Origin of the sequence: Candidatus Binatus sp., assembly GCF_030646925.1 — a bacterium.
Taxonomy (GTDB): Bacteria; Desulfobacterota; Binatia; order Binatales; family Binataceae; genus Binatus.
Genome location: NZ_JAUSKL010000101.1, coordinates 26,046 through 51,613, shown reverse-complemented (window position 1 = coordinate 51,613; position 25,568 = coordinate 26,046). Strand labels below are relative to the sequence as shown.

28 protein-coding genes and 1 pseudogene are annotated in these 25,568 nt (G+C 61.9%); 18 read left to right on the top strand and 11 right to left on the bottom strand.

The window, feature by feature from the left end:
• From Q7S58_RS17470 to Q7S58_RS17460, 3 genes and pseudogenes are all read left to right on the top strand, one after another.
• Nucleotides 1-543: pseudogene (locus tag Q7S58_RS17470) on the top strand (phosphoglycerate mutase); the annotation flags it as partial.
• A gap of 13 nt (nt 544-556) precedes the next feature.
• Nucleotides 557-1,510 (top strand): class II fructose-bisphosphatase, encoded by a 954-nt coding sequence (gene glpX, locus Q7S58_RS17465; protein WP_304828819.1) that lies wholly within the window; start codon nt 557-559, stop codon nt 1,508-1,510.
• A 75-nt stretch (nt 1,511-1,585) separates the two neighbouring features.
• Nucleotides 1,586-1,774 carry a hypothetical protein gene (locus Q7S58_RS17460; protein ID WP_304828816.1) on the top strand — a complete coding sequence of 63 codons (189 nt, stop codon included), beginning with the start codon at nt 1,586-1,588 and terminating at the stop codon, nt 1,772-1,774.
• Between the two features lie 17 nt (nt 1,775-1,791).
• Here Q7S58_RS17460 and Q7S58_RS17455 read toward each other — a convergent pair whose 3' ends face one another.
• Nucleotides 1,792-2,277, bottom strand: a complete 486-nt coding sequence (locus Q7S58_RS17455) for a hypothetical protein (RefSeq protein WP_304828813.1) — start codon at nt 2,275-2,277, stop codon at nt 1,792-1,794.
• Between the two features lie 177 nt (nt 2,278-2,454).
• Here Q7S58_RS17455 and Q7S58_RS17450 point away from each other — a divergent pair, with 177 nt between their 5' ends.
• A complete protein-coding gene (locus Q7S58_RS17450; RefSeq protein ID WP_304828810.1) occupies nt 2,455-3,234 on the top strand; it encodes an enoyl-CoA hydratase/isomerase family protein in 780 nt (259 codons plus the stop codon).
• A 48-nt stretch (nt 3,235-3,282) separates the two neighbouring features.
• On the opposite strand, the gene Q7S58_RS17445 is transcribed toward Q7S58_RS17450, so the two are convergent.
• From Q7S58_RS17445 to Q7S58_RS17435, 3 genes are all read right to left on the bottom strand, one after another.
• Entirely contained in the window at nt 3,283-4,173 is an 891-nt protein-coding gene (locus Q7S58_RS17445) for a hypothetical protein (protein ID WP_304828806.1), read from the bottom strand.
• A gap of 109 nt (nt 4,174-4,282) precedes the next feature.
• Nucleotides 4,283-4,597: an Hpt domain-containing protein gene (locus tag Q7S58_RS17440; protein ID WP_304828803.1), complete on the bottom strand. Its 315-nt coding sequence runs from the start codon at nt 4,595-4,597 to the stop codon at nt 4,283-4,285.
• Between the two features lie 183 nt (nt 4,598-4,780).
• A complete protein-coding gene (locus tag Q7S58_RS17435) occupies nt 4,781-5,938 on the bottom strand; it encodes a PLP-dependent aspartate aminotransferase family protein (protein ID WP_304828800.1) in 1,158 nt (385 codons plus the stop codon).
• A 184-nt stretch (nt 5,939-6,122) separates the two neighbouring features.
• Here Q7S58_RS17435 and thiO point away from each other — a divergent pair, with 184 nt between their 5' ends.
• Nucleotides 6,123-7,265, top strand: coding sequence for a glycine oxidase ThiO (thiO, locus tag Q7S58_RS17430; RefSeq protein ID WP_304828797.1), 1,143 nt, complete (start codon nt 6,123-6,125; stop codon nt 7,263-7,265).
• Nucleotides 7,266-7,278: 13 nt separating this feature from the next.
• Nucleotides 7,279-7,632 (top strand): hypothetical protein, encoded by a 354-nt coding sequence (locus Q7S58_RS17425; protein WP_304828795.1) that lies wholly within the window; start codon nt 7,279-7,281, stop codon nt 7,630-7,632.
• Between the two features lie 304 nt (nt 7,633-7,936).
• Here the strand turns inward: Q7S58_RS17425 and Q7S58_RS17420 are convergent, their stop codons facing one another.
• Together Q7S58_RS17420 and Q7S58_RS17415 are read right to left on the bottom strand one after the other, a co-directional pair.
• Nucleotides 7,937-9,226: an MgtC/SapB family protein gene (locus tag Q7S58_RS17420; protein ID WP_304828792.1), complete on the bottom strand. Its 1,290-nt coding sequence runs from the start codon at nt 9,224-9,226 to the stop codon at nt 7,937-7,939.
• A 19-nt stretch (nt 9,227-9,245) separates the two neighbouring features.
• Nucleotides 9,246-10,493 carry an acyl-CoA thioesterase/bile acid-CoA:amino acid N-acyltransferase family protein gene (locus tag Q7S58_RS17415; RefSeq protein WP_304828789.1) on the bottom strand — a complete coding sequence of 416 codons (1,248 nt, stop codon included), beginning with the start codon at nt 10,491-10,493 and terminating at the stop codon, nt 9,246-9,248.
• Nucleotides 10,494-10,720: 227 nt separating this feature from the next.
• Here Q7S58_RS17415 and rimP point away from each other — a divergent pair, with 227 nt between their 5' ends.
• The 6 genes from rimP (at nt 10,721) to rbfA (ending at nt 16,690) form a co-directional block, all read left to right on the top strand.
• Nucleotides 10,721-11,212 carry a ribosome maturation factor RimP gene (gene rimP, locus Q7S58_RS17410; RefSeq protein ID WP_304828787.1) on the top strand — a complete coding sequence of 164 codons (492 nt, stop codon included), beginning with the start codon at nt 10,721-10,723 and terminating at the stop codon, nt 11,210-11,212.
• Between the two features lie 87 nt (nt 11,213-11,299).
• Complete coding sequence (gene nusA / locus Q7S58_RS17405; protein ID WP_304828785.1) at nt 11,300-12,730, top strand: transcription termination factor NusA; 1,431 nt, start codon at nt 11,300-11,302, stop codon at nt 12,728-12,730.
• Complete coding sequence (locus Q7S58_RS22300; protein ID WP_370655537.1) at nt 12,690-13,004, top strand: YlxR family protein; 315 nt, start codon at nt 12,690-12,692, stop codon at nt 13,002-13,004. Before nusA ends, Q7S58_RS22300 begins: the two co-directional genes overlap by 41 nt.
• Before the next feature lie 10 nt (nt 13,005-13,014).
• Nucleotides 13,015-15,945, top strand: coding sequence for a translation initiation factor IF-2 (gene infB, locus Q7S58_RS17400; RefSeq protein WP_304828782.1), 2,931 nt, complete (start codon nt 13,015-13,017; stop codon nt 15,943-15,945).
• 36 nt (nt 15,946-15,981) lie between these two features.
• Complete coding sequence (locus Q7S58_RS17395) at nt 15,982-16,284, top strand: DUF503 domain-containing protein (protein ID WP_304828779.1); 303 nt, start codon at nt 15,982-15,984, stop codon at nt 16,282-16,284.
• 58 nt (nt 16,285-16,342) lie between these two features.
• Complete coding sequence (rbfA, locus tag Q7S58_RS17390) at nt 16,343-16,690, top strand: 30S ribosome-binding factor RbfA (protein WP_304828777.1); 348 nt, start codon at nt 16,343-16,345, stop codon at nt 16,688-16,690.
• A 350-nt stretch (nt 16,691-17,040) separates the two neighbouring features.
• On the opposite strand, the gene Q7S58_RS17385 is transcribed toward rbfA, so the two are convergent.
• Nucleotides 17,041-17,211 carry a CsbD family protein gene (locus Q7S58_RS17385; protein ID WP_304828774.1) on the bottom strand — a complete coding sequence of 57 codons (171 nt, stop codon included), beginning with the start codon at nt 17,209-17,211 and terminating at the stop codon, nt 17,041-17,043.
• A gap of 404 nt (nt 17,212-17,615) precedes the next feature.
• Here Q7S58_RS17385 and Q7S58_RS17380 point away from each other — a divergent pair, with 404 nt between their 5' ends.
• Nucleotides 17,616-18,071 (top strand): DUF992 domain-containing protein, encoded by a 456-nt coding sequence (locus Q7S58_RS17380; RefSeq protein WP_304828771.1) that lies wholly within the window; start codon nt 17,616-17,618, stop codon nt 18,069-18,071.
• Nucleotides 18,072-18,113: 42 nt separating this feature from the next.
• Here the strand turns inward: Q7S58_RS17380 and Q7S58_RS17375 are convergent, their stop codons facing one another.
• Complete coding sequence (locus Q7S58_RS17375) at nt 18,114-19,208, bottom strand: acyl-CoA dehydrogenase family protein (RefSeq protein WP_304828768.1); 1,095 nt, start codon at nt 19,206-19,208, stop codon at nt 18,114-18,116.
• A 169-nt stretch (nt 19,209-19,377) separates the two neighbouring features.
• Here Q7S58_RS17375 and Q7S58_RS17370 point away from each other — a divergent pair, with 169 nt between their 5' ends.
• From Q7S58_RS17370 to Q7S58_RS17355, 4 genes are all read left to right on the top strand, one after another.
• Complete coding sequence (locus tag Q7S58_RS17370; RefSeq protein WP_304828764.1) at nt 19,378-19,683, top strand: bifunctional 3-phenylpropionate/cinnamic acid dioxygenase ferredoxin subunit; 306 nt, start codon at nt 19,378-19,380, stop codon at nt 19,681-19,683.
• Nucleotides 19,684-19,721: 38 nt separating this feature from the next.
• Nucleotides 19,722-20,609 (top strand): biphenyl-2,3-diol 1,2-dioxygenase, encoded by an 888-nt coding sequence (gene bphC, locus Q7S58_RS17365; RefSeq protein WP_304828761.1) that lies wholly within the window; start codon nt 19,722-19,724, stop codon nt 20,607-20,609.
• A gap of 124 nt (nt 20,610-20,733) precedes the next feature.
• A complete protein-coding gene (locus tag Q7S58_RS17360; protein WP_304828758.1) occupies nt 20,734-21,519 on the top strand; it encodes an SDR family oxidoreductase in 786 nt (261 codons plus the stop codon).
• Between the two features lie 27 nt (nt 21,520-21,546).
• Nucleotides 21,547-22,995, top strand: coding sequence for an amidase (locus Q7S58_RS17355; RefSeq protein ID WP_304828755.1), 1,449 nt, complete (start codon nt 21,547-21,549; stop codon nt 22,993-22,995).
• Here Q7S58_RS17355 and Q7S58_RS17350 read toward each other — a convergent pair whose 3' ends face one another.
• Together Q7S58_RS17350 and Q7S58_RS17345 are read right to left on the bottom strand one after the other, a co-directional pair.
• Complete coding sequence (locus tag Q7S58_RS17350) at nt 22,996-23,415, bottom strand: hypothetical protein (RefSeq protein WP_304828752.1); 420 nt, start codon at nt 23,413-23,415, stop codon at nt 22,996-22,998.
• Nucleotides 23,412-23,951: a hypothetical protein gene (locus Q7S58_RS17345; RefSeq protein ID WP_304828749.1), complete on the bottom strand. Its 540-nt coding sequence runs from the start codon at nt 23,949-23,951 to the stop codon at nt 23,412-23,414. The genes Q7S58_RS17350 and Q7S58_RS17345 overlap by 4 nt, the downstream gene beginning before the upstream one ends.
• 209 nt (nt 23,952-24,160) lie before the next feature.
• Here Q7S58_RS17345 and Q7S58_RS17340 point away from each other — a divergent pair, with 209 nt between their 5' ends.
• Entirely contained in the window at nt 24,161-24,709 is a 549-nt protein-coding gene (locus tag Q7S58_RS17340; protein ID WP_304828746.1) for a hypothetical protein, read from the top strand.
• Nucleotides 24,710-24,715: 6 nt separating this feature from the next.
• On the opposite strand, the gene Q7S58_RS17335 is transcribed toward Q7S58_RS17340, so the two are convergent.
• Nucleotides 24,716-25,168 (bottom strand): nuclear transport factor 2 family protein, encoded by a 453-nt coding sequence (locus Q7S58_RS17335; RefSeq protein ID WP_304828743.1) that lies wholly within the window; start codon nt 25,166-25,168, stop codon nt 24,716-24,718.
• Between the last annotated feature and the right edge of the window lie 400 nt (nt 25,169-25,568).

The window sequence follows — 25,568 nt, the reverse complement described above, 5'->3', positions numbered from 1 at the left end:
CCCGCGGTGCCGACGCTCAAGGATCGCTTCGGCGTCGAAGGCAGAGTCATCTCGGCGGTGGACCTGGTCAACGGACTCGGCCGGCTCGCGGGACTCGAATTGATCAAGGTGCCGGGCGCGACTGGATATCTGGATACCGACTATGCGGCGAAGGCGCGCTACGGGCTTGAATCGCTCAAGTCGCGCGACTTCCTGCTTTTGCATATCGAAGCGCCGGATGAAGCGGGCCACATGGGCCGCGCCGATCTGAAGACGGAAGCGATCGAGCGTATCGACGAATTGATCATCGGGCCGCTGCTGAACGATCTGGGCGCGCTCGGCGATTTCACGATCCTGCTGATGCCCGATCATGCGACGCCGAGCCAGCTCAAAACGCATTCGCCGGAGCCGGTGCCGTTCGCGCTGCTGACCTCATCTGCGATGAAGGCCGGTATTGCGCGCCGCTACACTGAAGCCGACGGCAAAAAAACCGGAATCGTCGTGAGCGACGGCTTCCACCTGATAGAGTCGTTGTTCGGAAGTGAATTGAGTTTGGCGAACTGACGCGGAGGCCCGGATGGAGCGGAATCTTGCCCTTGAGGTTGTGCGCGCGACAGAGGCGGCCGCGCTGGCGGCGGCGCGATTCATCGGCAAGGGCGACGAGCGGATGGCCGACCGGGCCGCCTGCGACGCGATGCGCAAGACGCTCAACTCGGTCGCGATGGACGGCAAGATCGTGATCGGGGAGGGCAAGGAAGACGACGCGGAATTTTTGTACGAGGGCGAGATCGTCGGCACCGGCGCGGGACCCGAGGTGGACCTCGCGCTCGATGCGCTGGAGGGTTCGCTAATCTGCGCGACCGGGGGACCGAACGCGTTGTCATGCGTCGCGCTGGCCGAGCGCGGACGAATCCTTAGATGTCCCGACACTTACATGGACAAGATCGCGTGCGGACCGGCGGGGCGCGGCGTGATCAATATCGATCGCTCGCCGACCGACAATCTGAAGGCGCTGGCCGAAGCGAAAAAGGTGTACGTCGAAGATTTGCGGATCGCGATCCTCGACCGTCCGCGCCACGAAAAGTTGATCAACGAGATGCGGCGCGCCGGCGCGGGAATCAAGCTGCTGTCAGCCGGCGATCTGTCGGCGGCGATCGCGACGACGCGGCCGGAGAGCGAAATCGACATGCTGATCGGCATCGGCGGTGCGCATCAGGGGGTGCTGGCCGGCGCGGCGATTCGCGCGGTGGGCGGCGAAATGCAATGCCGCTTCATGCCGCGCAATTCGGTAGAGGCCGAGGCGTGCATCGCGATGGGCATCATGGATTTGAAGCATCGCTACACGCTCGAGGAACTGGCGGGCGAAAACGTGATGTTCGCCGCGACCGGCGTCACCACTGGCGATTATCTGCACGGCGTGCGTTTTTTCTCCGGCGGCGCGAAGACCAACAGCGTCGTGATGCGTTCGACGACGCATACGGTGCGCTTCATCGAGGCAGTTCATCATTTCGACTTCAAGCCGGAGTATTGACCCAGAGCGGCTGCGCGTGTCGCGATAAGAGTTCAGTCGCGATCGATGTTTCGGCTCGCGAGAGGAAATTGAGCAATGTGGTTGCGGGTATCAATCGACCATCAGCCGGTGATGATCAACGGCGATCGCATTCTCAAGATAGTCGGACTGCCGAAGGAGGAAGGGCGCGGCTGCATGTTGTTTGTCTCGCAGACAGAATTCATCACGGTCGATCAGTCGCTGCAGGAAGTGATGATCTCGCTCGGCTTCGAGGATCGCGGCTGAGGCTCTTTTCACCCGCGTCAGAAGTTTTCGAGCGCGCGGCAGGTCGGCGTATCGGCTTTCACCTGGCCGCCGAGGCACGCGAGCTTGGCTGAATCGACCAGCGCTGGCACATCCAGATTGCGTGGCCACGTGCCGACATTGACGGCGGCGCAGGCGCGCGCGTTGTTTGCGGCGCACCATTCGCTGAGTTCCGCGCGAATCACGGCAAGCTGCTGGCAAGTGTCCTGACGGCCGGCCTCGCAACTTGGAGTCAGCGCCGGAAGATCGCTCACCGATTCAATCGCGACCCGGGTGCCGACGATCTGTATGATGGTGTCGCAGGCGGGCTGATTTCCCTCGTGGCATTTTTGATCGGCGAGCGCGCGCAGCTTGTCCACCGCGGCTTCCGACTGCGATTGCTCGGCGCATCCGGCGACCAACACCGTGAGCATCGACGCCGCCGCCACGACTGCAGCAGATCGCAGTAAAGTTTGCGCACGACCGATCGCAAGCCGCTCGAACATCCGCGCATTGTTTCCCGCGATTGGCAGTGGCGCAAGCGTGATCGATCAGTCCGCTACGCTTGGTCGGGTTCGTTACCGCAGGGTTGACATCGCGGGCGCGGCGGACGGAACTAGGGTGCATCAGCACGAGTGGCCGTGCGCGATGCTCGATCATTCACAGCAAAAGGAGTCACTTCGGTGGAACTGAAAAATCTGATTTTCGACAAGGCTGCGATCGCGACGTTGACGGTGAATCGCCCGACGGCGCTGAACGCGCTGAATCGCGAAGTGCTCGAGGAACTGGCGCGGGTGATTCGCGAGGTGCGCCACGATTCGTCGATCCGCGTGCTGATCGTGACCGGCGCGGGCGAGCGTGCGTTCGTCGCCGGCGCGGATATCGCCGCGATGTCGAAAATGTCGGCGGCTGAGGGCTTGGATTTCTCGCGGCTGGGGCATCGCGTGATGGAGACCTTCGAGGATCTGCCGATCCCGGTGATCGCGGCGGTAAACGGCTTCGCGCTGGGCGGCGGCCTCGAACTGGCGCTCGCCTGCGACCTGATTATCGCGAGCGACAAGGCGCGCTTCGGACAGCCGGAAATAAATCTCGGACTGATTCCGGGATTCGGCGGAACGCAGCGCCTGCCGCATCGAATCGGCCACAATAAGGCGCGCGAACTGATCATGACGGGCGAGATGTTCGACGCGAAGGCGGCGCTCGAGTGGGGGCTTGCCAACCAGGTCGTGCCGGCGGCCGAATTGATGGATACGGCGCGGAAGCTGGCGGAGAAAATCGCGGGCAAGTCGGCGTTCGCGCTCAGGCAAGCGAAAGCGGCGCTGCGCGCGGCGTTCACGATGGAAGAAGACGCGGGGCTGCGCTTCGAGCAGCAGACGTTCGGCGTGGTGTTCGGCAGCGCCGATCGCGTCGAGGGCACGGCGGCCTTCGTCGAGAAGCGCGAGCCTAAATGGCAGCACAAATAGCCGCGATTCGCCGAAGCCTGCGGGTCCCCCGAACGGCTCGTCGGGAGGCTACTGCTCTGGAAGACTCTGTGCCTTCTTGAGTTCGGCGGCGGTGCTGGAGACGCATTCGTCATAGAGCTGGCCGTAAGTGATAGGCTTCCTTTGTGGCAGTTTGCGATCGCGTGGAGACTGTTTGTACGAAGCGCATCCATCCACGTCAGATTCCGCATTGGCGATGGCAAGTTTTTTACGCTCCAGTGCATTGCGCCGCGGCAATCCGACCGAGTAGGTTCGCAGAGAGCCGTCGGTCCCTTTGTAAAAAAGTGCTCCGAGTCCCAGCGGGCTATCCGGATCGACCTCAAGCTTGCAGGCGCACCACGCCGCGCGAATCTTCCTCGCCTTATGCGCAACCCGCAGGCATTCCTTGGCATCCGTGTGTGGCGGCACGACTATCGACCCAGGTTCACCGATGTCGCCATAGCCGGTAAAAATGCTGGTTTGAGGTTTCTTCGGATCCATGAGCGATGCCCAATTTCGAGCGGACGATTCGCACAGTGAATCGGGCCATCCCATCTCCGGCGGCGGATGGAAACACCACGTGCCGGAATCGACATGGCAGGGTGGCGTAGTATTCGTGTCGGCAGTGAAAGTTCGTGGCGGCAAACCTGCGCAGAAAACGGTATCCAAATTATAGACAAAGCAATTCGGCTTGAGCTCGGTGAATTCCGACGACGACGCGCACTGACACCACTTGCGGCGTGCCTCGCGCGCGAGTTTCATCACGGCCTGACACATCTCGAAACTGCCGAAATTGTGCTTGACCTCGAAGGTTAAGTCGTAGCAGCGTGAGTTCGGATATCCCATATCAGCGGGTGGATTCGCGCACCACGATCCTGGATCGACCCGACATTGCTGTTCGGCCCAGCCGATATCGTGCAGTGAAAGTGCAGCGAACAGCACCGCGACCAGGAGTGGCGTGTGTGATCTCATCAGCGTTCACCGGAGGTGAACTTCCGACAACTGAGATTGCAGTATCTATTAGATTGCCCGGTATGGCGCCAGCGCGGGCCTATTCCTCGGCGGGATGGAAAACCACCTTGACCCGATCGACGTAATTCAGCAAAGCCTCCGCGTGCCGTTTGATCGCGGTGTCGTCGTGGGCCGCCAGCGCCCGCTCGATCACGCGCGCCAACTCGGTCATCGCATCGAAGCCGTAAGCGCCGCCTTCGCCCTTGAGGCGATGCGCCGCACGGCGGACGCGCTCGTAATCGTGGCGCGGCAAGGCGTCGAGAATGCTCTGGACGTCGGCGCGCTTGCGTTCGAGAAACCCCGGAATCAGATCGCTCAGGCTTTCATCGACACTGATGGTTATATGCTCGGACATGCTCCACCTCGGCGGGTCGGTGTCCCGCTGGCGAGCTCAAAAAGCAAATGCGATGCCCGCGCGACCATCGCCCAATCGAGCTTTGGTTTGCGCTTAGGCGTCGCCCTCAATCAGCGCATGTACGAAAATGAGATTTCGCCGCTAGTGTGGAACATCGGATGACACATGGGCGGCGAAGGAAGCTCAATCGCCAAGCGCGGTCTCGAAGTCCTCGAGCAGATCGTCGCTCGACTCGAGCCCGACCGACAGCCGGATGAGGCCATCGGAGATGCCGGCGCTCGCGCGATGCTCCGGCGACATCCCGGAATGCGAGGTCGTGGCCGGCCGCGTGATCAGCGTCTCGACTCCGCCGAGGCTCGGCGCGCTGATCGGAATCGTCACGCGCTCGATGAAGCGCGTTGCGGCCGCGAGCCCGCCTTCGAGTTCGAAACTGAGCACGCCGCCGAAGCCGTCGAACAATTCACACGCGCGCAGATGATTCGAGTGGCTCTCGAGGCCCGGGTAATTGACGTGGCTCACTGCGGGATCCTGCTCGAGCCATCGCGCGATTTTGAGCGCGCTTTCATTCTGATGCCGCACGCGCACCCCGAGCGTCTTGATGCCGCGATTCAGCAGGAAGCAGGCATGCGGATCGAGCACGCCGCCGAGATGATTGAGCGTCCGCGTCACGCTGCGCACCAGTTCCGCGCGGCCGATCACCGCACCCGCGACGATGTCGGTATGTCCGTTCAGGTACTTGGTGCCGCTATGCAGCGAGAGGTCGAAGCCGATTTCCGCGGGCCGAAAATTGAGCGGGCTCGCAAACGTATTGTCGATGATCGAGAGCAATCCGTTCTCGGCGGCGAATGACACCACCGCTTCGAGGTCGCCTACCTGCAACAACGGATTGGACATCGTCTCGACGTAGATGGCCTTGGTGTTGGGACGGAGTGCCTCGCGCCAGGTGGCGGGTTCGTCGCCGTCGATGAAATCGACTGACATCCCGTAGCTGGGAAATTCCACGTTCATCAGATCGTGGGTGCCGCCGTAGAGGCAATCCTGAGCGAGCAGATGGCCGCCGCCGGCCAGCACGGTGAAGAGCGTCGCGGAAATCGCCGCCATCCCGCTGCCCGCGACCAGCGCCGCTTCCGCGTTTTCGAGCGCCGCCAGCTTCGCGTGCAGCACCGTATGATTGGGCGTGTTGCTGAGGCGGATGTAGCGCAGATCGTGGTAGCTCTTCTGGCCGCTGTACTCGAAGGTGGACGACTGGAAAATCGGCATCGTGACGGCGCCGCCGATCAGTGGTTCGGGCTCGCCGGCGTGAATCAGCTTGGTGTCGAATCCTTTGATTAGCCGCGCCATCTAGCACGCCTCCATGAGATGATCGGTTCTAGCACCGGTGGTCGGCAGAATCACCTGCCGGGGCATCGATCGCAATCCGCGCGGCGCATCCGGAGTGGCTCGGCTGAGGGTTTCCCGCGAACTTCGGCGCGGGTAAGCTTGGCGCGATGAATACCAGAATCGTCGAAGCGCCGGGGCCTCGCGCGTGAAGGCGCTGATCATCGGCGGCGGCATTATCGGGAGTTCGATCGCGTGGCGATTAGCCGCGGATGGCAACGCCGTGACTGTCCTCGAGCGCGCGCGTTTAGGCCAGGAGGCGTCGTGGGCGGCGGCCGGACTTATCGGCCCGCAGGCAGAGGCTCACGAGCCGGGCGCGTTCTTCGATCTGGCGCTCGCGGGAAAACGATCGTTCGACGAAATTGTCGAGCGGCTGACGCGCGAGAGCGGCGTCGATCCTGAGTACGATCGTCAAGGCGTCCTCTACGCGGCGTTCACCGAGGAAGATCGCGCGGAATTGCAATCGCGCGCGAAATGGCAGCGCGCGGCGGGCGGCGAGGTCGAGGAACTCACGCCGCGCGACGCCTTGAAACTCGCGCCGATGCTGTCGGCAAAAATACTCGGCGCATTGCACATGCCGACTAACTGGCGCGTCGAGAATCGCAAGCTCACGCAGGCATACATCAATGCGGCGATCGCGCGCGGCGCTCTGTTTCGCGAAGGCGCGCGCGTCGATTCGATCGTGACTGCGGGCGGCCGCGCGACGGGCGTGCGACTCACGGACGGTTCGATCGAAACTGGCGATCTCGTGATCAACGCGGCTGGCTCGTGGTCGGGCGAGATTCGCGGACTCGAAGAAGATCGAATTCGTTTTTATCCGGTGCGCGGACAGATTTTATGCTTCGATGCGCTGCCTGGATTGGTCGGGCCGTCGCTGTTTTCCGCCGACGGCATCATCGTGCAGCGCCGCGACGGTCGTATCCTCGCGGGCTCGGTGTTCGAAGAGGCCGGCTTCAACAAGAGCGTGACGCTCGACGGGCTTGAGCGGGTTTCTCGCGCGGCGCGAGCGCTGGCGCCGGATTTGGCGTCGATGCCGTTTCGGGAAGCGTGGGCGGGGCTCCGTCCGGCCAGCGAAGATCTGCTGCCGGTGCTGGGGCCGTCGCCGACGGTCGGCAACGTGATTTATGCGGCCGGACATTTCAGGAGCGGTATTTTGCTCTCGGCGATCACCGGCGAAGTAATCGCGGACCTCGCGGCGGGGCGGAAGCCGTCGATCGATTTGGCGCCATTCGCGCCGGCGCGATTTCGCGATGGAATCGCCCATCCGGTCAAGCTTGCCGATTGGAAATGACGGAGCGATTTGGATGAGCGAGCGAATCGCACTCGGATTGGTGCGCGATTTGTTTTTCAGGTCGAAGATCGACGCGGTGGCATCGGCGCTCGGCGCCGACGTGATCTACGCGTCGTCGCTCGACGCTGCGATCGAGCGATGCGGCGAGAAAATCCCGCAGACTGTGTTCGCGGATCTGTCCGATGCGGCGTTTCCGGCGCTCGAGACGGTGGCGAGGATTCGCGCCGTCGCGCCGAATGCACGCCTGGTGGGTTTCGCATCGCATATTGATTTGAAACCGCTCAAGGCGGCGCGCGAGGCAGGCTTCGAACTTACGCTATCGCGCAGCGAGTTCACGGCCCGGTTGCCCGAGTTGCTGAAGTCGTAATCACGAGCGATTGTGATCGAGAATAAGCCCGATGCCCCCCGTCATCGAGAGCGAAGGTGCTCTCCTCCGTCATCCCGTATGGGGGCCGGAGTCGGGGAGCGCAAGTCGTTTCTGTGGCGCGCGATCCGGCCCCCCCTCACCTACCTCGTCGCTTGAGAGCGACTCGGCCTCCTCTCCCGTAAAGTAACGGGAGAGGTGTTAGGACCGGAACTTTTCTTGCCTGTCGTTGCTGCTACATCCTTCAGCTCCGGCGGTCTCCGTTGACTATTGAGTTATTACTTATTGATTAAAATAGTTCGATTACTCACTTAGTATTGAACTGACTAAGCAATTCGGCGAAGCGGCTGGTATCCAGGAACACCAGAACGGCGGCGCCGGCGGCGAACATGATGACGAAGCCCGCGATCAGCCGCAGATAGAAGGCCGGCTGATTGCTCGATTGGGCAATTGCCGACTTGAAAATCGCATTGACGCCGGCGGCGAGCGTCAATCCGACCACCGCATCGCGGGCCGCGGTGCTGCCGGCCTGGACGAAGCCCGCGAGCGTGAGCGAAATCGCGTCCACATCGACCAGTCCGCTGATCGCTGACACGATCGTCTGGCCGCTATTGCCGAGGTAGTATTTCGCGGCGCGCGCCAGGAACAGCACCGTCATGAACCCGACGCCGAACTTGAGCGCCGGCCAGAGCGAAAACGGGTTGGAGAATTCGGAGGCCGCGACTTCTTCGTGGTGGCGATCGGTGGCGCGGCCGAGCAGATACGCGGCGAGAAAGCCGGCGGCGGTCATAGCGGCGAAGGCCGGAATCCCCGCAATCGCGAGAGCCGGGGAGACGAGCGCCACCACCAGCAGCATCCGCGGAAACAGGATCGAGTTTGCGATCAGGGCGTTGCGGGCGGCCGCGATCGCGGTTTCCGGGGAATCGGCGACCGAGCGCGATATTCCGGTGGTGTAAGCAGTGGTCGAAGCCAACGCGCCGATCACGGCCGTCAGCAGCGCGCCACGCTCCTCGCCGACGAACTTGATCAAAAAATAACCGACGTAAGACACGCCCGAAACAAGAATTACGAAGAGCCAGATTTTGCGCGGATCGAAAAAACCAAACGGTCCGTACTGACCGGGCGGCAGCAGCGGATAGATGATGAAGATGAGGCCGAGGAAACTCAGCGTGTCGATGTATTCCTGCTCGGAAATTTCTTCGCGCACCAAGCGGCGCAACTGGTCGCGCTGCGCCAGCACCATCGCGAGCACGATTCCGAGGCCTGCGCCGAACTCGCGATCCTGCGTGAGGCAGAGGCTCGCGAGGATGAAAGTCGCGAGCGCGGCAAGTTCGGTGGTGATGCCGCTGCGCTCGGGATGATGCGCTCGCATCACGAGCAGCACGCCAACGATGCCCGCAAACAGCGCGATCGAAATGGCGACGATGCCGAGATGGCCGGCGACCGCGCCGAGCATCGCGATGATCAGGAAATCGCGGATGCCGGGACGCTGCGGCCCTCCTTCGAGCGGCTCGCGGCTGCGCCCGACGAGAAAGCCGATCGCAAGCGCGAGCAGAAACCCGATGGCGGGGGATTCGGGACCTTCGAGACCCGGCATCAGAGGGCACGCATCGCGGCTAGTCGAGATGGGTCGCGAGAAATCTGAGGCATCGGCGCCACGAATCGAGGTTGGCGAGGTGATTGGCCGCGGGCGTACCGCCGAGCGCCATCGGGGTTTTCACCACCGGATGAAATATTTCGGTGATCACCGGCGTGTACGGAAACCGGATCAGGTGACCGGCGCCGGCGTAGGCGACGTGCTCGTGCGGATGCGGGAAATTGAGCGCGTTGAGGCGCTGCATTGCGATGTCGGCGAGATTGAGCGACGGCCACATCTGGTCGTCGGTGCCGGAGAACATCAGGACCGGGCCGCTGATTTTTTCGACGGCGATCGCGGCGCGCTCGGCGCTCTGGCGATGTTTGAGGCATTCGAGGAACCACGGCGTGAGCGCGACCGGCGACTGCTGCCACGCTTCGAGGCCGTCGGTGGTGGTCGCGATGCAGGGAACTTGCTCACCCTTCAACGTCCACGCCGACCGGACCGGCGCGCCCGCCGCGCCGATTCCCGGCCATACGATTCCGCTCGGTACGTATGCGACGACCGCCTTGATTTCCGGAAACGTTGCACCGAGGAGCAGCACCAATTCTCCGCCGCGCGAGCTTCCGATTGCAGCGATCTTGTCGCCGCGCACGCTCAGATGATTGCGCATCCAGGCGATCGCCTTGGCGAAATATTCGAGCGGGATGTCCATCAGGTCGCGCGGCAATCCGGGCATCGCGAAGTAGCCGAGCGACATCACGGCGAAGCCGCGCGAGGCCAGCATCGCAGGATGCTCGACGGACAGGCCGCCGCCGGAGCCGCCGAGCAGGATCACGCCGGACCGCGGGCCGTCTTCGTGATGAAACATCGTCGCGACGAGGCCGTCGTCGGAGACTTGCTTTTGCACGATGCCGGGCGCGAGGAAGCGCCGGGTGAGCTCGGCCTGATCGACGATTTTCCCGTCGGTCGCGGCGCTGAGCTTTATCGATACGGGCTCCGCGTTGATTTTGACGAACGGCGTGCGCTCGACGATTGCGGAATCGAGCGTCATCGACCACAAAAGGCCATTGGCGTCGGCGAGACTGTAGCTGTCGGCGATCGGCGCGGTGCGCGCGAGATCGATTGCGCCGGTCGAATCGGTGACGAATTCCGCGTAGGAAGCCCATCGATGGCCCAAATCGTCGATCGCATCCGCTCGAACCACGACCTGCGTCGAGGCGGGCAGACCTGCGAGCCGGATTGAAATCGGCTCGTCGTAAAGTGCGTCGGCAGGACTGGCAAGCATAGGGCCCACTTAGCAATATAGGCTGATATCGTCAAAGAAGGCACTGGCGGCTGAGTTTGTTGAATGTTGACTGGCGCGGGAGGGCCGCCACCTTGCCCGGAGGTTGGCCCGGATGATATTCTAACAAGCGCTAAGTGGGCGCGTGCCCACTTTTTTGTTGGCGTCGCCGAAGTGACCCCGAATATTGAGCGGATTTGGCCGCGCGGAATGGGAGGAGGTGAGTACCGATGGGGGTGCTGACGCTTCATCCGGTCGCGGAGAAGGTGGCGGGATTGCTGGAACCGCACATCGAGCGCGAGGGCTATGAGTTGGTGTCGGTGGATTATCGCCACGGGACGCGCAACTCGCTACTGCGGCTCCTGGTGGACAAGCCGGGGCGCGGAATCGCGCTCAGCGACCTCGAGAAGCTGAGTCCGAAGCTGGGCGACTTGCTCGACGTGTACGATCCGGTCGAGGGGCGCTACACGCTGGAGGTGTCGTCGCCGGGAGTGAACCGGCCGCTTCGGAAGCTCGAGCATTTCGAGGCGTGCCGCGGGCGGCGGGTGAAAGTGAGGACGCATCGCGCGCGCGAGGGGCAGAAGTCGTTTATCGGCCGGCTCGAGGCGGTGAGCGCGGCTGGAATTGAAGTTGAAGATGAGGTCAGCAGAAAACGTCAATCATTTAGTTTCGACGAGATCGCGGGAGCGAATTACGAATACGATTTTGACAAAGGCGAATAGCGAGGCGGTTCGATTTTTGAGCACTGCGATACCGCCGATGAAGAAAGCTTTTGGCGCGGAGCGAGTTTCGCGCCCCGGGGAGGCGGTATGCAGGTTGATCTGAACCGGGTAATCGAACAGGTCTCCAAGGAAAAGGGCATCGATAAGACGATCGTGATTAACGCGGTCGAGGAGATGATGCATTCGGCGGCGCGGCGCACGTTCGGCCCCGACCGCAATATCGAGTCTCGCTTCAATCCGGATATCGGCGAGATCGAGTTGTTCGAAATCAAAACCGTCGTCGAGAAGGTGAACAATGCGGCGTCGGAAGCAGACGTCAAAGAGGCGCGCGCCAAGTACGATCCGGAAGCGGAAGTCGGCGACGAAATCTTGATCAAGCTGGACACGGCCACGATGGGCCGAATCGCGGCGCAGGCGGCCAAGCAGAATCTCATCCAGCATATCCGTGACGCCGAACGCAAGCAGATCTTCAACGAGTTCAAGGATCGCAAGCAGGAAGTCGTCTCGGGCATCGTGCAGCGCTTCGAGCGCAAGAACATGATCGTCAATCTCGGGCGCACCGAGGCGATCTTGCCGGAGAAGGAACAGATTCCGCACGAGCGCTATCGGCAGGGCGATCGCATTCGCGCGCTGATCCTGGACGTCGATCTCTCTGAAAAAGGGCTCGCGATCATCCTCTCGCGCACCTCGACCGATTTCCTGATGAAGCTGTTCGAGCAGGAAGTCCCGGAGATCTACGAAGGCATCGTTGAGATTCGGCAGAGCGCACGCGAGCCGGGCGGCCGCGCCAAGGTCGCGGTCCATTCGAAGGACTCGGACGTTGATGCGGTCGGCGCATGCGTCGGGATGAAAGGCACCCGCGTACAATCGGTGGTGCAGGAGCTGCGCGGCGAAAAAATCGACATCGTGCCGTGGACCGACGATCAGGCGGAGCTGGTATGCCGCGCGCTCGCGCCGGCCAAGGTATCGAAAGTGATCATCGACGAGGACGAACATGCGATGGAAGTGATCGTGCCCGACGATCAGCTATCGCTCGCGATCGGCAAGCGCGGCCAGAACGTGCGGCTCGCCCATCGCCTCACCGGATGGAAACTCGACGTGCGGAGCGAGGCCGAAGCGGAGGAAGAAGCGCGATCGGCGCGCGCGTCGCTGAACGCGATACCGAGCATCGGCGATATCAACGCGGAGTTGCTCTACCAGTGGGGATTCCGATCGGCGGAGCAACTAGCGGAGGCCGACGAGAACGCCTTCGACGTCGAGGGAATCAGCGCGGAGCGGGCGCAGCAGATAATCAACGCGGCGCGCGAGCACGTCGCGAACAAGAAGTTGCAGGCAGAAGCCAAGGCGCAGGCTGCGGCGCTGGCGGCGGCGGCCGCGGCGGACACGGCCTCGACAGTCGAAGGCGCGACTGCCGGGGAGCCGGAGGAAGCAGAAACGTCGGCGATCGCGGCGCCTGAGTTGTCCGAGGCGGATCACGATGCCGGAGAAAAAGCGGAAGATGCCGGAGGAAAGTCATAAGGTAGAGCGCACCTGTATCGGATGCATGAAGAAGGATGCGAAAGCCGCGATGGTTCGAATCGCGTTGGTGGAAGACAGCGTCGTGGCGGATTGCGAGGGGAAGCGAGCGGGGCGGGGCGCATATTTGCATCGCACGAATGAATGCGCGCTCCAATTAGTATATACTAAGGTAAAGGTGTTTAGCTCGCTAAGACGGAGAATCGATCGCGGCGAGCGGCTCAGGATCGCAGAAGCAGTTAAACTTACTCTGGATAGAAGCACAAAGGTCGAATAGCATAAACAGAATGGCGCGAAAGCGGATCAAAACACTGGCCGCTGATTGGGGACACTCGGTCGAGGAACTACTCGCTTCGAGTGCACGGCTTAAGCTCGGACACGGTCCCACGGAGTCGAGTCTGCTCTCTCCTGAAGAGGCGGATCGGCTGAAGGCCGACCTCGACGAACAGGCGCATCGCGCGACCATCCTGCGGCGCGAGACGGTGCTCGAGACCAGCACCGGCAAAATTCTCGAGAAGCGGCTGACCGCAACGGTGATGCGCCGGCGGCATACGGAGCCCGGGCAATCCGCGGCGAATGCCGAGGCGCCGTTTCATTTCGAAGTCGAGAACCAGAGCGACGAATCGTTCGTGTCGCCGTTCCTGGACGAGGCGCCGGAGCCCGCGCTCGAAGCGCCGATTTTTGTCGAGCCCGAGCCGGGAACGAAACCGGCGATTCAGGCGGCGGAATCCGCGTCCGCGAGCGAGGCTGCCTTGCCGGCAGAGAGCCGGCCCGCCGAGCCTGAAATCGAATCGCAAGCGGAAGCGATGAAGCATTACGTGGAGCCTCTACCGGAGCCCGAGCCAGAACCCGTGATCGTTACGGAGCCCGAGGCGCGGCCAGTCGTTGAAGCTCTGGCGCCCGCCGCTCCTCCCGAACCGCAGGCGCCTGCGGCGCCGTCGTCACGCTTTGGCTATCGCACCGATCGGGTGCGGACCGCGGAACTGCCGGCGCGCAGCACGATCAATCTTACGCGCGGGTCGCAATCCGGCCCGACGCTTGACGATGGCCAGAAGGGGCCCAAGGTTCTCGGCAGGATCGATTTGAGGCCAAAAGCGCCGGTGCGTCCGGCAATGGCGCCGAGTCGTCCGGGCGGTCCGCCGGCTTCGCGTCCTGGCCTTACCGGACGCTTCGCGACTCAGCAGCAAGCTCCGCAAGCGCCGGCTGACGGGATGCCGCAGCTTCCGCCCGATCAGGCAGCCAAACCGGGCGGCGGTCGCGGGATCAAGAAAAAGAAAGTCGTCAAGAAGGGCAGCACCGACCTCGCCGCCGAGCGCGAGATGCGCGGACTGCGCGTGCCGAAGAAGCGCCGCGCGCTACCCGGCAAGGAACAGCGCAAAACCGAAATCACGACGCCGCGAGCGTCGAAGCGCGTCGTGCGAATCACCGAAGGCGTGACGGTCGGCGATCTCGGCCGCAGCATGGGCGTCAAGGCTGGCGACCTGATCAAGAAATTGATGGAACTTGGCCAGATGGCGACGCTCAATCAGACGCTCGATGTCGATACCGCGACGCTGCTCGCGAGCGAGTTCGGTTACAGCGTCGAGAACGTGTCGTTCGACGCGGAATCCGCGATCGAGGAGACCACCGAGGAAGTCGCTGCCGGCGAAAGCGTGACGCGTCCGCCGGTCGTCACGGTGATGGGCCACGTCGATCACGGCAAGACGTCGCTGCTCGATGCGATCCGCCACACCAACGTGACGGCGCGCGAGTTCGGCGGAATCACGCAGCACATCGGCGCCTACACCGTCGAATCGAACGGGCGCAAGATCGCATTCGTCGATACGCCGGGCCATGAGGCGTTCACTGCGATGCGCGCGCGCGGCGCGAAGGTCACCGACATCGTCATCCTGGTGGTCGCCGCCAACGAAGGCGTGATGCCGCAGACGCAGGAAGCGGTGGCTCACGCGCGCGCGGCCAAGGTACCGATTATCGTCGCGATCAACAAGATCGATTTGCCCGACGCCAACCTCGATCGCGTCAAGCAGCGGCTGACGGAGATTGGACTGGTGCCGGAGGATTACGGCGGCGACACGATCACCGTGCCGGTTTCGGCGCGCACCAGTGAAGGAATCGATCGATTGCTCGAGATGGTGCTCTTGCAGGCCGACGTGATGGACCTGAAAGCGAATCCGAATCGTCCGGCGCGCGGCACGATAGTCGAATCGCAGCTCGATCGCGGACGCGGACCGGTCGCGACGGTGCTGGTGCAGGAAGGCACCCTCCATCAGGGCGATGCGTTCGTCAGCGGCACGTCGTACGGACGCGTGCGCGCGATGCAGAATCACCTCGGCCAACGGCTCGCGGAAGCGGGGCCGTCCACGCCGGTCGAAATCTTCGGGCTGTCGAACGTGCCCGAGCCGGGCACCGTGTTTACTTGCGTCGTCGAGGAATCCAAGGCGCGCCAGGTCGCCGAGTATCGGCGCACCAAGCAGCGCGAGGGCGAACTCGCCAAGACCAGCCGCATCTCGCTCGAGGATTTGAGCCAGCGGATGGCGGCCGGCGAAGTGAAGGAACTCAAGGTCATCTTGAAGGGCGACGTGCAGGGCTCGGTCGAGGCGTTGGCCGACTCGCTGCAGCGGCTATCGACGCCCGAGGTCAAGCTCGAAGTGATCCATCAGTCGGCGGGCGCGATTTCCGAAACCGACGTGACGCTCGCGTCGGCGTCGAAGGGAATCGTGATCGGCTTCAATATCCGGCCGGAGCCCAAGGCCGCCGCGCTGGCGGAAAAGGAAGGCGTCGAGATTCGCCTCTATACGGTCATCTACGAAGCGATCAACGACATGCGCGAGGCGATGGAAGGTTTGCTCGCGCCGACATATCGCGAGAAGTCGCTCGGCCGCGCCGAAGTGCGCAAGACCTTCAACGTGCCGGGTGCGACCGTCGCCGGCGCGATGGTGCTCGACGGCAAGCTCGTGCGCAGCGCGCGTTCGCGACTGGTGCGCGACGGCCGCCAGGTCTGGGAAGGCAAGCTCGCGTCGCTCAAGCGGTTCAAGGACGATGCGCGCGAAGTGGCCGCGGGTTACGAATGCGGTGTCGCGCTCGAAAATTTCAACGACGTGAAGCCGGGCGACATTATCGAGGCCTTCGAGATGGAAGCGATTCTGCGCAAGCTCGAGGCGCCCAGGCCGCAGACGGTGCGCGGGCAGGCGGCGGTCGAGAAGCAACTGCAGACTTGAGCGGCCGATGCCCGTGGCGCAGGCGCGGGCGGGTTGGTGGAGATTGCAATCATGGTCGTCGGCGTCATGCGGCTGACCTTGTTTCTGCCGGAGAACCATTCGCTAAAGGGCAAACGTCAGGTGCTGCGCGCGATCAAGGCGCGCGTGCGCAACAAGTTCAACGTCTCGATCGCCGAGTCGGACGGCCATGACATGTGGCAGCGCGCCGAGTTGGGAATTTGCCAGGTTGGCAACGATCGCGCATTCGTGGACCAGGCGCTACGCGAAGTCGTGAACTTTATCGATTCGCTCGCGATGGCGCCGCTCGGCGAAGAGTGGCTCGAGATTACCAACTATTGAGCAACGCGGCGGGCGCGATCTGCGCGTCGCGAACGCTCGTCTCGTCAGTGAAGATAAAGTGGCTGAAGGACGGAGATCCGAACGCGTCGGCGAAGCAGTGCTCAGGGAGATGTCCGAGCTGCTGATTAAGGATTTGCGCGATCCGAGGCTCCGCGGAATCACGCTCACCGGCGTCAAGATGGACGACGATCTCCGCCACGGGCGCGTGTACTTCTCGCATCTCGAGGGCTCGGTGCGCGCGGCGGAGGCGATCGCGGGCTTCAAGAGCGCCGCGGGATTTATCCGGCGCCAGATGGGCAAGGCGCTCGGGCTGCGCTACACTCCGGAACTGGTCTTCGAATTCGATCCAGGGCTCGAGCGCGCCGCGCGAATCGACGCGCTGCTGAAAGGCGCTGCCCCGAAGTAGTCGCGCGGCTGTGATACGGCCTGGTTCGAATTTTTAAACCTTCTCGTAGCCGAGCAACCTTCTTCGTTGCAGATTTTTAATTCTGTCATTCCGAGCGCAGCCGAAGAATCCCGGCTCTTTGTCCTATACCTCTCCCGTTACGTCACGGGAGAGGGCGCTCCAGCCTCCGCTCAAGACAACCGAAGGCATGAGCGCTCAGGACTTAAGAAGTATGGCCGAGCAGTTAGCTCACAAAGGTGTTACTTGACGATAGCAGAGTTAGAAGCAGGACTGCGCGGTTCTTAAGGACCAATAAACGAAAAGACGGCGCCATCCGGGCGCCGTCTTCTATCGCGGGAATCGACTAGTGCTTACTTCTTGAGAGCATCCTTCACCTTGTCGACTCCCTTCTCGACCGCTTGCTTAATCTTGCCAGAGGCCTTGTCGAGCCGGCCAGAATCCTTCAGGTCCTGATTGTCCATTAGATCGCCGGCAGCTTCCTTGATGCGGCCTTTGATTTCTTCAGCTTTTCCGTCTGCCATTTGTAACTCCTACAAAAGTCGAGATATATGCGGCGTGGAAAGCCACTTTATGCTATCGAATCAGCAATCATTGTGCCATGACCTATACTTACGATTTCTGTCCAACAAAGCTTACGAGTATGGAACTAAACCACGTAATGTTCGGTAATTACCTTCCCAAACACCCAAACGATAGGCGACGTCATCCGTATAAGACCCGATAAGACAAGGTATCCGCGGATGAATGCGAATGGCCTGCTTCGTGCTTCTATCGGCGATAAGGAGCCTTTACTCAATCCTTGACTTTAATCCCCGACCTGCTCTTAAGATCGTTCAGACGCTTGCCTAACCTTCAAAGAGGAAACATGAGTCTCAAAAACCCTGCACTTGTAGCGCTGGTCCTTTTGGTCACTGTAGGAGCCTCGATGGCGCCTGCCTATGCGGAGGAACACAACGTAACGGTCAAGACCGGTTATCTAACCTGTCACGAAGCGGCAGGATGGGGCTTTATTATCGGGTCGTCGCGAAAGATCCGATGCACCTATTCGTCGAACGGGGGGCGCACGGAGTACTACTCGGGCTCGATATCGAAGTTTGGCGCCGACATTGGGTATCTCTCGTCGGCGGTGATCTTGTGGGCAGTCGCCGCGCCAACCAGGGACATTAATGCCGGCGCGCTCGACGGCAACTATGCGGGCGCGAGTGCGAGCCTGACTTTGGGTGCGGGTGCGGGCGCGAACGTACTGCTAGGCGGTTTCCACAATTCGATCGCGCTGCAGCCGGTATCGTTTGAAGGTCAGAGCGGATTGAACGTGGCGGCCGGAATCGGCGCGATGAGCCTGCATTACGAAGGATTGAAGGCTCCGCGCGTTCGCGAATAGCTCTCCGAACCGCGGCAGCTAGCGTCGAATCGGCGCGAGGCGTTAGTAGTGATTTAATCTTGCGAGTCGGTGTGCGTGGAAGTTCGTATCGCCGAACAATTCCTGGCCGACTCGCACTCGCTTCATGAAAAGGCCGACGTCGAATTCGTCGGTCATCCCGATTCCACCATGCATCTGCACTGCTTCCTGGACGGTGAGCGTCGCGGTGGCGCCAGCTTTGGCTTTCGCGATCGACACGATCGCGCTCGAGGCTGCGACAGATTCGTCGAGTGAATGCAGCGCTTTCAGCACCGCAGATCGAGTCAGTTCCAGTTCGCAATAGAGATGAGCCGCGCGATGCTGCAGCGCCTGGAACTCGCCGATCAGCCGGCCGAACTGCTTGCGCTCGCGGAAATAACCCACGGTGCGCGTAAAGGCTTCCTCGCCGGCGCCCAAAAGTTCCGACGCGATTGCGGCGCGACCGACATTGAGAATGCCTTCGAGTGCATCGGAGCCGTCGTTGATCTTGCCCAGGATCGCATCGGCAGGAACGCTGACGTTGTCGAATGTGATCCTCGCGGCGTTATGAGAATCGACCATCGGCGTGCGCTCGGCTTTGACGCCCTTGGCGTGCGGGTCGACGACGAACATCGTGACGCCGCCGGTCTGGCCCGGCGCGCCAGAGGTGCGGGCCGCGACGATCAGCAAGTCGGCGACGTGGCCGTCGATAACAAAAGTTTTGGCGCCTTTGAGCGCGTAACCGGATGCGGCGCGGTCGGCGGCAAGCGCGATTCTATCCGGGCGATGCTTCGACGACTCGTCAACGGCCAGCGTCGCGAGCAATTCGCCGGCGGCGATCCGCGGCAGAAAATCGCGCTTCTGCTTCTCACTGCCGAAGCGCGCGATCGCGGTCGCGGCTAGAATCGCGGTCGAGAGGAACGGAGAGGGCGTAAGCGTACGTCCCAGTTCCTCCATCACAACGCCGGCTTCGACGTGGCCGAGCCCGAGTCCGCCATGTTCCGCGGGAATGAGAATACCGGCCCATCCCATCGCGACGAATTCCTGCCATAGCGCGCGCGAAAATCCCGTCGCGTCGCCACTGTCGCGAAGCTTGCGCAGATGCGCGATCGGCGTATTCGCTCCGAACGTGAGATTCAAGGGTCGCGACTACGCTTGGCAACCTTCCCGCTCGGGGGATGAGATTGCGCGGCGACTAAGGTATAGATTATCGGGCGATCGATAGCGCCGGTCTGGTTCGCCGCTCGGCAGAGGATCGCGATTTCAGATTAGTCAGTCGATTACTCAGTTCGGAAAGTGCATTAGCGATATGGCTTTAATAAGAGTGTGCGGTCTCGATGAACTGGCGGACGGCGCCGCAATCAAGCTCGAGCGCACTCCGCCGATCGCGATGTTTAGGGTGGGGGACAAGTACTACGCGGTGGACGATACCTGCACGCATGCGCAGTCGTCGTTGTCAGAGGGATATATCGAGGGTGACGCGGTCGAGTGCGCATTTCACGGCGCGCGATTCTGCCTGCGGACGGGCAAGGTATTAATGTTGCCCGCGAGCAAACCGCTTCGTACATATCCAGTCAAAGTCGAAGGAAACGAGATTTTCGTGGAAATAGAATAGCCAGTCGAGGCCGTACGCTACTAAAGAGGAATACTACAATGAGCGGAATTGCGGGACTGGGATACCTGGGTATTGGCGTTAGCAATCTGCCGGCATGGGAAGATTTCGCGACGAACGTGTTGGGGTTGCAGGTGAGCGGCCGTGACGAACGGACGCTGGCGCTTCGGATGGATGAGTATCGCCAGCGATTCGTGCTGCACGCCGGCGGCAACGACGACGTCGCCTACGTGGGATGGGAAGTTCGCGACGCGGCGGCGATGCAGGCGGTCGCGAGCAGGCTGCGCGAGACCGGGATAAAGGTCGAGGCCGGCTCGGCGGAGGAGGCAGCCGCGCGCGGCGTGACCGAACTCGCCAAATTCGACGATCCGAACGGGCTCGCGACCGAAATTTTCTATGGACCGCTAATGCGATTCGAGGAACCGTTCCATTCGCCGCGGGCGATTTCCGGATTCGTTACGGGCGAGCAGGGACTCGGCCATATCGTTCTGGCAGTGAGGGATTTGGAGCAGAGCCTGCATTTTTATCGCGATATTCTGGGCTTCCGGATCAGCGATTTCATCGACATGAGTTTCGGCCCGATGAAAGCGACGCTGGCATTTTTCCATTGCAATGCACGGCATCACTCGCTCGCGATAATTGCGGCGCCGCTGCCGAAGCGATTGCTGCATTTCATGCTGCAGACCAAATCGGTGGATGACGTGGGCTCGACGCTTTACCTCGCACAGGACAAGGGCGTCGAGATCGCGTCGAGCCTGGGGCGCCATACCAACGATCATATGCTGTCATTCTATATGCGCACCCCGTCGGGTTTCGAGGTCGAGTACGGCTGGGGAGCGCGCACGGTTGACGACGCGGTGTGGCACGTGCAGCGGCATCAGGCGCCGAGCATCTGGGGGCATCGCCGGGAAGCCGGACGCAGCCGATAGAGCTAGCTGGCTAGTCTACTGAGTAGTGCGAGGATAGCTAGTTAGGCCGAAGTGTTCATTTGATATAGCTACTGAACTGAGTAATAGAGCGACTAGTTAATAGTCAATTCGATCGAGGAAAACGATGGATCTTCAGATAAAGGGCAAGACTGCGCTGGTACTCGGTGGCAGCAAGGGTATCGGCCGCGGAATCGCCGACGCGCTCGCACAGGAAGGAGTCGCGGTCGCGCTAGTCGCTCGCAGCCAGGAAACGCTCGACAAGTCAGTCGGCGAGATCAATGCGACCGGTGCGCGCGCGATCGGGGTAGCGGGTGATCTGGCGGATTGGCCCAGCATGGAGAAGGCGATCGCGTCGGCGCGCAATCAACTCGGACCGATCGACATCCTGATCAACAATTCCGGCGGTCCGCCGCCATCGGGCGTGGTGGGTGTTAGTCCGGAGTTGTGGACTGCGCAGTTCAACGCGATGGTGCTGTCGTTATTTCGAACCACCGACCTGCTGCTGCCCGAGATGCGCGCGCGGAAATGGGGCCGGATCATGACGGTGGCGTCATTCAGCGTGATCGAACCGATTCCGACGATCGGAATTTCCAACACTTTGCGAAGCGCGATCGTCGGATGGGCGAAGACGCTGGCGGGCGAGGTGGCGCGCGACGGCATTACCGTGAACACGCTGCTGCCGGGCGTGATCGCGACCGATCGGTCGCTGAGTCTCAGCCGTGCGCGCGCGGAACGCGACAAGATTCCGCTCGAGGAAGCGATCAGGCGCAACGCGCAGGGAATTCCGGTCGGGCGGCTCGGCACGATCGCGGAGTTCGGCGCGGTCGCGGCGTTCTTGGCGAGTCCGCTGGCGGCGTATGTGACGGGTTCGATGATTCGAATCGACGGCGGGCTCACGCGATCGGTGTGAATCATCGCGATGACTCGCGCAGTTGAGATGGCTCCGATCCCAGAAATCGTACGCCTCGACGCGCTCGCATTGTCGAGCGCGATCAAATCGCGCCGGATCTCTTGCGCCGAGGTGATGAGCGCGTACCTTGGCCATATCGAGCGGATCAATCCGAGGGTAAGCGCGATCGTTTCGATGCGCGGTCGCGATGAATTGATGGCGGAAGCGAAAGGGCGCGACGCGCAAATCGCGCGCGGCGAGTATCTCGGCTGGATGCATGGGTTTCCGCACGCGATCAAGGACCTCGAACAGACGAGCGGTATCCGCACGACGCTCGGCTCGCCGCTGTTCAAAAATTTTGTGCCGAAGAGCGACACGATTTTGGTCGAGCGGATCAAGCGGGCCGGCGCGATCATAATCGGCAAAACCAACGTGCCGGAATTCGGGCTTGGATCGCATACTTACAACGAGGTGTTTGGGGCCACGCTGAACGCATACGATCAGAGCAAGACCGCGGGCGGCAGCAGTGGCGGCGCGGCGGTATCGCTGGCGCTCAGGATGCTCCCAGTCGCCGACGGCAGCGATCATGCAGGGTCGCTTCGAAATCCGGCAGCGTTCAACAACGTGCTTGGATTTCGCACCTCGTTCGGGCGGGTGCCGTCGGATGTGCGCGACGTGTTCATGCCGTCGCTGTCAGTGCACGGGCCGATGGCGCGGACGGCGCCGGATCTCGCGATGCTGCTCTCGGTGATCGCGGGTTACGATGCGCGCGCGCCGTATTCGGTCCGCGAGGATGCGGCCAAGTTCGCGCAACCGCTCGAGCGCGATTTCAAGGGCGCGCGAATCGCGTGGCTCGGCGATTTTCGCGGCTACCTGCCATTCGATCCTGGCGTGCTCGAGCTATGCCGGAGCGCGCTGAAAGCGTTCGAGAGTCTCGGCTGCGCGGTTGAGGAAGCGATTCCGGATTTTCCAATCGAGCAGGTGTGGGAGAATTGGCTGAAGCTGCGCGCATGGCAGGTCGGCGCGATCCTGGGGCCTTTGTACCGCGACGTCGCGAAGCGCCCGCTGATCAAACCGGAAGCGCGATGGGAAGTTGAGTGTGCGCTCAAGGTGAGCGCGATGGAGATCGCAGACGCGTCGGCGGTGCGCACCGTGTGGTACCATTCGGTGAACGCGATGTTCGAGAAGTTCGATTTCCTGATCGCGCCGGCGGGGCAGGTGTTCCCGTTCGATGCGGCTATACATTGGCCGACCGAGGTCGGCGGCAGGCGGATGGACACCTATCATCGCTGGATGGAAGTGATGATTCCGATCACGATGTCGGGCTGTCCCGCGCTATGCGTGCCGGCGGGATTCAACGCTGACGGATTGCCGATGGGAATCCAAATCGTGGCGCCGAATCATCGCGAAATGGATTGCCTCCGGCTGGCGCACGCGTACGAGCAGGCGACGGATTGGGTGAGCCGGCGGCCGCCGCCGCTGCTCGATTTGCGCTGATCAATTTTCGAGCACGCAGCACTTTTGAATTTCGGTTTGCGCTTCGTCGGCATCGATCGGATTCAAGTGCGGATGGCCGAGCAGCCGGCCCCATCCAAAATCTTCATTGAAGTAATAAACACGCGGCTCGGCGTGGATTTCGACCTGGTCAATGGTTTCGGTCTGCACGCTGCACTGGACGGTCTGCCCGGCGGGAACGACATACGCATGATAACCGCCTGGGCCGATCGAGGCGGATTGATCCCCGCACGTCACCGGCGGTTTCAGCAACGAGCTTTCGAAGCGATACGGCCGGTAAACATAGATGGTGGCGTTATTCGGCGGCGAAGTTGCTTTTTCGAAGGGGCGGCCCTGCACGGCGCATCCGAGCGCGAATGTGATCGCGATATAGATGAGCGATATCGCAAACCGGCGATTCATCTGGTCGAGGTGGTCGAGGAACTCGCGATCTTTTCGGCGAGCCGAGCCGCGTCGCCGTACAACTGCTGATCGATCTTGGTGCGCACCGCGTTGCGCGCGGCCTGATCCAACTCTTTGTGCGTCGGCTCGGCAAACAAGCTGTACGGCATCGTGACCCGCTGCTGCGCGGTGTAGTCGGCGAGCACCGTATCGCCCTCGCTGATCGACAACGACGCGAACGCCGTGACGCCGTACTGGCCGGTCGCGGAGCCGGCGTAGGTGGCGGGATCGAAGGCGGAGGACCAGAGCGGCTTATGGCTTTCGTCGTGGGTCAATTCTTCTCGATAGGAAAAAGTGACGGGCGAATCGTCGGAGAGCGACATCGCAACGGCGGGCGGCAACTCTTGCAAGTTGCCATCGAAGAGCCGGCCCTTGAATGGCAGCGGATGCGCGGGAGTCTGAACGACGTCGGGTGGCAGCGTCGGCTGCTGAACGGTGCATCCGAAGGTGGCGATCGCAACGGCAAATCCCAGTGCCGCGATCGCGCGTTTTGACATCGTGCTCAACTTCCTTCTCGCCGTTGAGATTATTATCCGCCGTCGCAAGGCGCCGATAAACTGGCCGCGATTTTCGAGGGGCAAGATCGATCTCGCATCGGAAAACTGCCACTATCAGAATCCTGAAACTGAACTCATCGACGATACTCGCGATATTCGGCGCCGGACTCGCGGTCGGCAGCAGCGGATGCTGGCTGGCGGCGATCCAATTGGCGCCCGTGGCGCTGCACGTCGTGGAGGGAGTCGGGTCGGGCGCGATGCATGTGGCCGAGAGCGTGATTATCGGCGCGCACAATTCGTCGAATAACGATCCCAACGATCTGCATCCGGGCGAAAACGAGGTCGATCGGCGCGATCGATGCGACCGCCTCACGGTGGAAACGCCGGGCGTGATCGAGTTGCGATCGAACGCGTCAGGGGCGCCCGAATATCGCGAACTCTTGCTGAACGTCACGTTCGAGCATACCGACTGGCGCCCGCTGATCGATGAAGACACCGACCCGGACGGCTGGCGGCCGGCGGTGAATTTCATGCAGATGCATTTCGCGCCGCCGCTCGACGTCAATCTGCCGAAGGACGGCAGCGACTACCTGGCGTACGCGACGGTCGAGCCGAAGAGCGCGGAGGAAGAGGATCGCCTGACCAATCTGGCGGCGAACTTCAGTCCTCCGATCGGCACGTTCGTGTGGAACGAGCGGACGTTTCAGTACGTCGCGGGCCGTTCGCTGCCGTGTTTCGCGGCGCCTGGAGCGAAGTAGCTTCGGCTATTTCGCCCAGCCCTTTTCGTACGGCGCGGCCATCCTGCCGATCGCGCGTAGATGCTTGAATTTCCACTCGCCGTTGACTTTCACGTAGTCGTCTTCGTAGCGCGCCGCGAGCCACATCTGGCGGTTGCCCTTGCGCATCGTGAATGGCCCGAGGAAATACCAGATGCCTTTGGCGGTGCTGCCATCGACGGCGATATCCGGGTTCATCACGTTGTGCTGGGAGAAGCTGATGCGCTGCTGGAAGTTCTGGAACAGCTTCCGAATCGCGTCGTGGCCCTGGTGCGCGCCGACGTCGGCGCCCTCCCAGATGCCGTCCTCGGCGAACAGGGTGGTGATTTTTTCAGGATTGTGATCGTCGTCGCAGACGGCGCAGTAGCGGGCTTTGAGTTTTTTGATCGCTTCGATGTCCTCGAGAATCGTGATTCGTTGTTCGAGCGCGCTGATGTCCATCGGAAAGACCTCCTGCGATTAGCAAGCTTTAAATTGAACGAGGGAGGCGCGTCAATCGCGCAGCGAAGGAGGGGGAAGGAAGATTCTCCGAAACCCCTCACGGGTTTCGGGCTTCCTGGGGTGACGCGCAGCCGACTTCGGGCCGCAGGGCCGAATCGCATCAAGAGAGGATACGCGCTACGCGCTGATAGTAGGGAAGTTAGGAAAAGAAGGGTTGCGCCTGTCCGTGTCATCCTGAACGGAGGCTGCCGGAGTCGGAAGATCGCCCAGCGATGCGAGGCAAAGAAGAAATCCGGGACTCTTCGGCAGCGCAGCCTTCGCCTCAGAGTTACGAAAGTGGTGATGCGCGGACTGACGAAGAGTCGTGATGCGCGGAGTGACAAGAGGGGTGAGGCCGGAG

Bases quoted from the DNA above. Each gene is read 5' to 3' on its own strand.
- glpX (WP_304828819.1), top strand. From the start codon at position 557: ATGGAGCGGAATCTTGCCCTTGAGGTTGTGCGCGCGACAGAGGCGGCC.
- Q7S58_RS17460 (WP_304828816.1), top strand. From the start codon at position 1,586: ATGTGGTTGCGGGTATCAATCGACCATCAGCCGGTGATGATCAACGGC.
- Q7S58_RS17455 (WP_304828813.1), bottom strand. From the start codon at position 2,277: ATGTTCGAGCGGCTTGCGATCGGTCGTGCGCAAACTTTACTGCGATCT.
- Q7S58_RS17440 (WP_304828803.1), bottom strand. From the start codon at position 4,597: ATGTCCGAGCATATAACCATCAGTGTCGATGAAAGCCTGAGCGATCTG.
- Q7S58_RS17435 (WP_304828800.1), bottom strand. From the start codon at position 5,938: ATGGCGCGGCTAATCAAAGGATTCGACACCAAGCTGATTCACGCCGGC.
- Q7S58_RS17425 (WP_304828795.1), top strand. From the start codon at position 7,279: ATGAGCGAGCGAATCGCACTCGGATTGGTGCGCGATTTGTTTTTCAGG.
- Q7S58_RS17420 (WP_304828792.1), bottom strand. From the start codon at position 9,226: ATGCCGGGTCTCGAAGGTCCCGAATCCCCCGCCATCGGGTTTCTGCTC.
- Q7S58_RS17415 (WP_304828789.1), bottom strand. From the start codon at position 10,493: ATGCTTGCCAGTCCTGCCGACGCACTTTACGACGAGCCGATTTCAATC.
- rimP (WP_304828787.1), top strand. From the start codon at position 10,721: ATGGGGGTGCTGACGCTTCATCCGGTCGCGGAGAAGGTGGCGGGATTG.
- nusA (WP_304828785.1), top strand. From the start codon at position 11,300: ATGCAGGTTGATCTGAACCGGGTAATCGAACAGGTCTCCAAGGAAAAG.
- Q7S58_RS22300 (WP_370655537.1), top strand. From the start codon at position 12,690: ATGCCGGAGAAAAAGCGGAAGATGCCGGAGGAAAGTCATAAGGTAGAG.
- infB (WP_304828782.1), top strand. From the start codon at position 13,015: ATGGCGCGAAAGCGGATCAAAACACTGGCCGCTGATTGGGGACACTCG.
- Q7S58_RS17385 (WP_304828774.1), bottom strand. From the start codon at position 17,211: ATGGCAGACGGAAAAGCTGAAGAAATCAAAGGCCGCATCAAGGAAGCT.
- Q7S58_RS17380 (WP_304828771.1), top strand. From the start codon at position 17,616: ATGGCGCCTGCCTATGCGGAGGAACACAACGTAACGGTCAAGACCGGT.
- Q7S58_RS17370 (WP_304828764.1), top strand. From the start codon at position 19,378: ATGGCTTTAATAAGAGTGTGCGGTCTCGATGAACTGGCGGACGGCGCC.
- bphC (WP_304828761.1), top strand. From the start codon at position 19,722: ATGAGCGGAATTGCGGGACTGGGATACCTGGGTATTGGCGTTAGCAAT.
- Q7S58_RS17360 (WP_304828758.1), top strand. From the start codon at position 20,734: ATGGATCTTCAGATAAAGGGCAAGACTGCGCTGGTACTCGGTGGCAGC.
- Q7S58_RS17355 (WP_304828755.1), top strand. From the start codon at position 21,547: ATGGCTCCGATCCCAGAAATCGTACGCCTCGACGCGCTCGCATTGTCG.
- Q7S58_RS17350 (WP_304828752.1), bottom strand. From the start codon at position 23,415: ATGAATCGCCGGTTTGCGATATCGCTCATCTATATCGCGATCACATTC.
- Q7S58_RS17345 (WP_304828749.1), bottom strand. From the start codon at position 23,951: ATGTCAAAACGCGCGATCGCGGCACTGGGATTTGCCGTTGCGATCGCC.
- Q7S58_RS17335 (WP_304828743.1), bottom strand. From the start codon at position 25,168: ATGGACATCAGCGCGCTCGAACAACGAATCACGATTCTCGAGGACATC.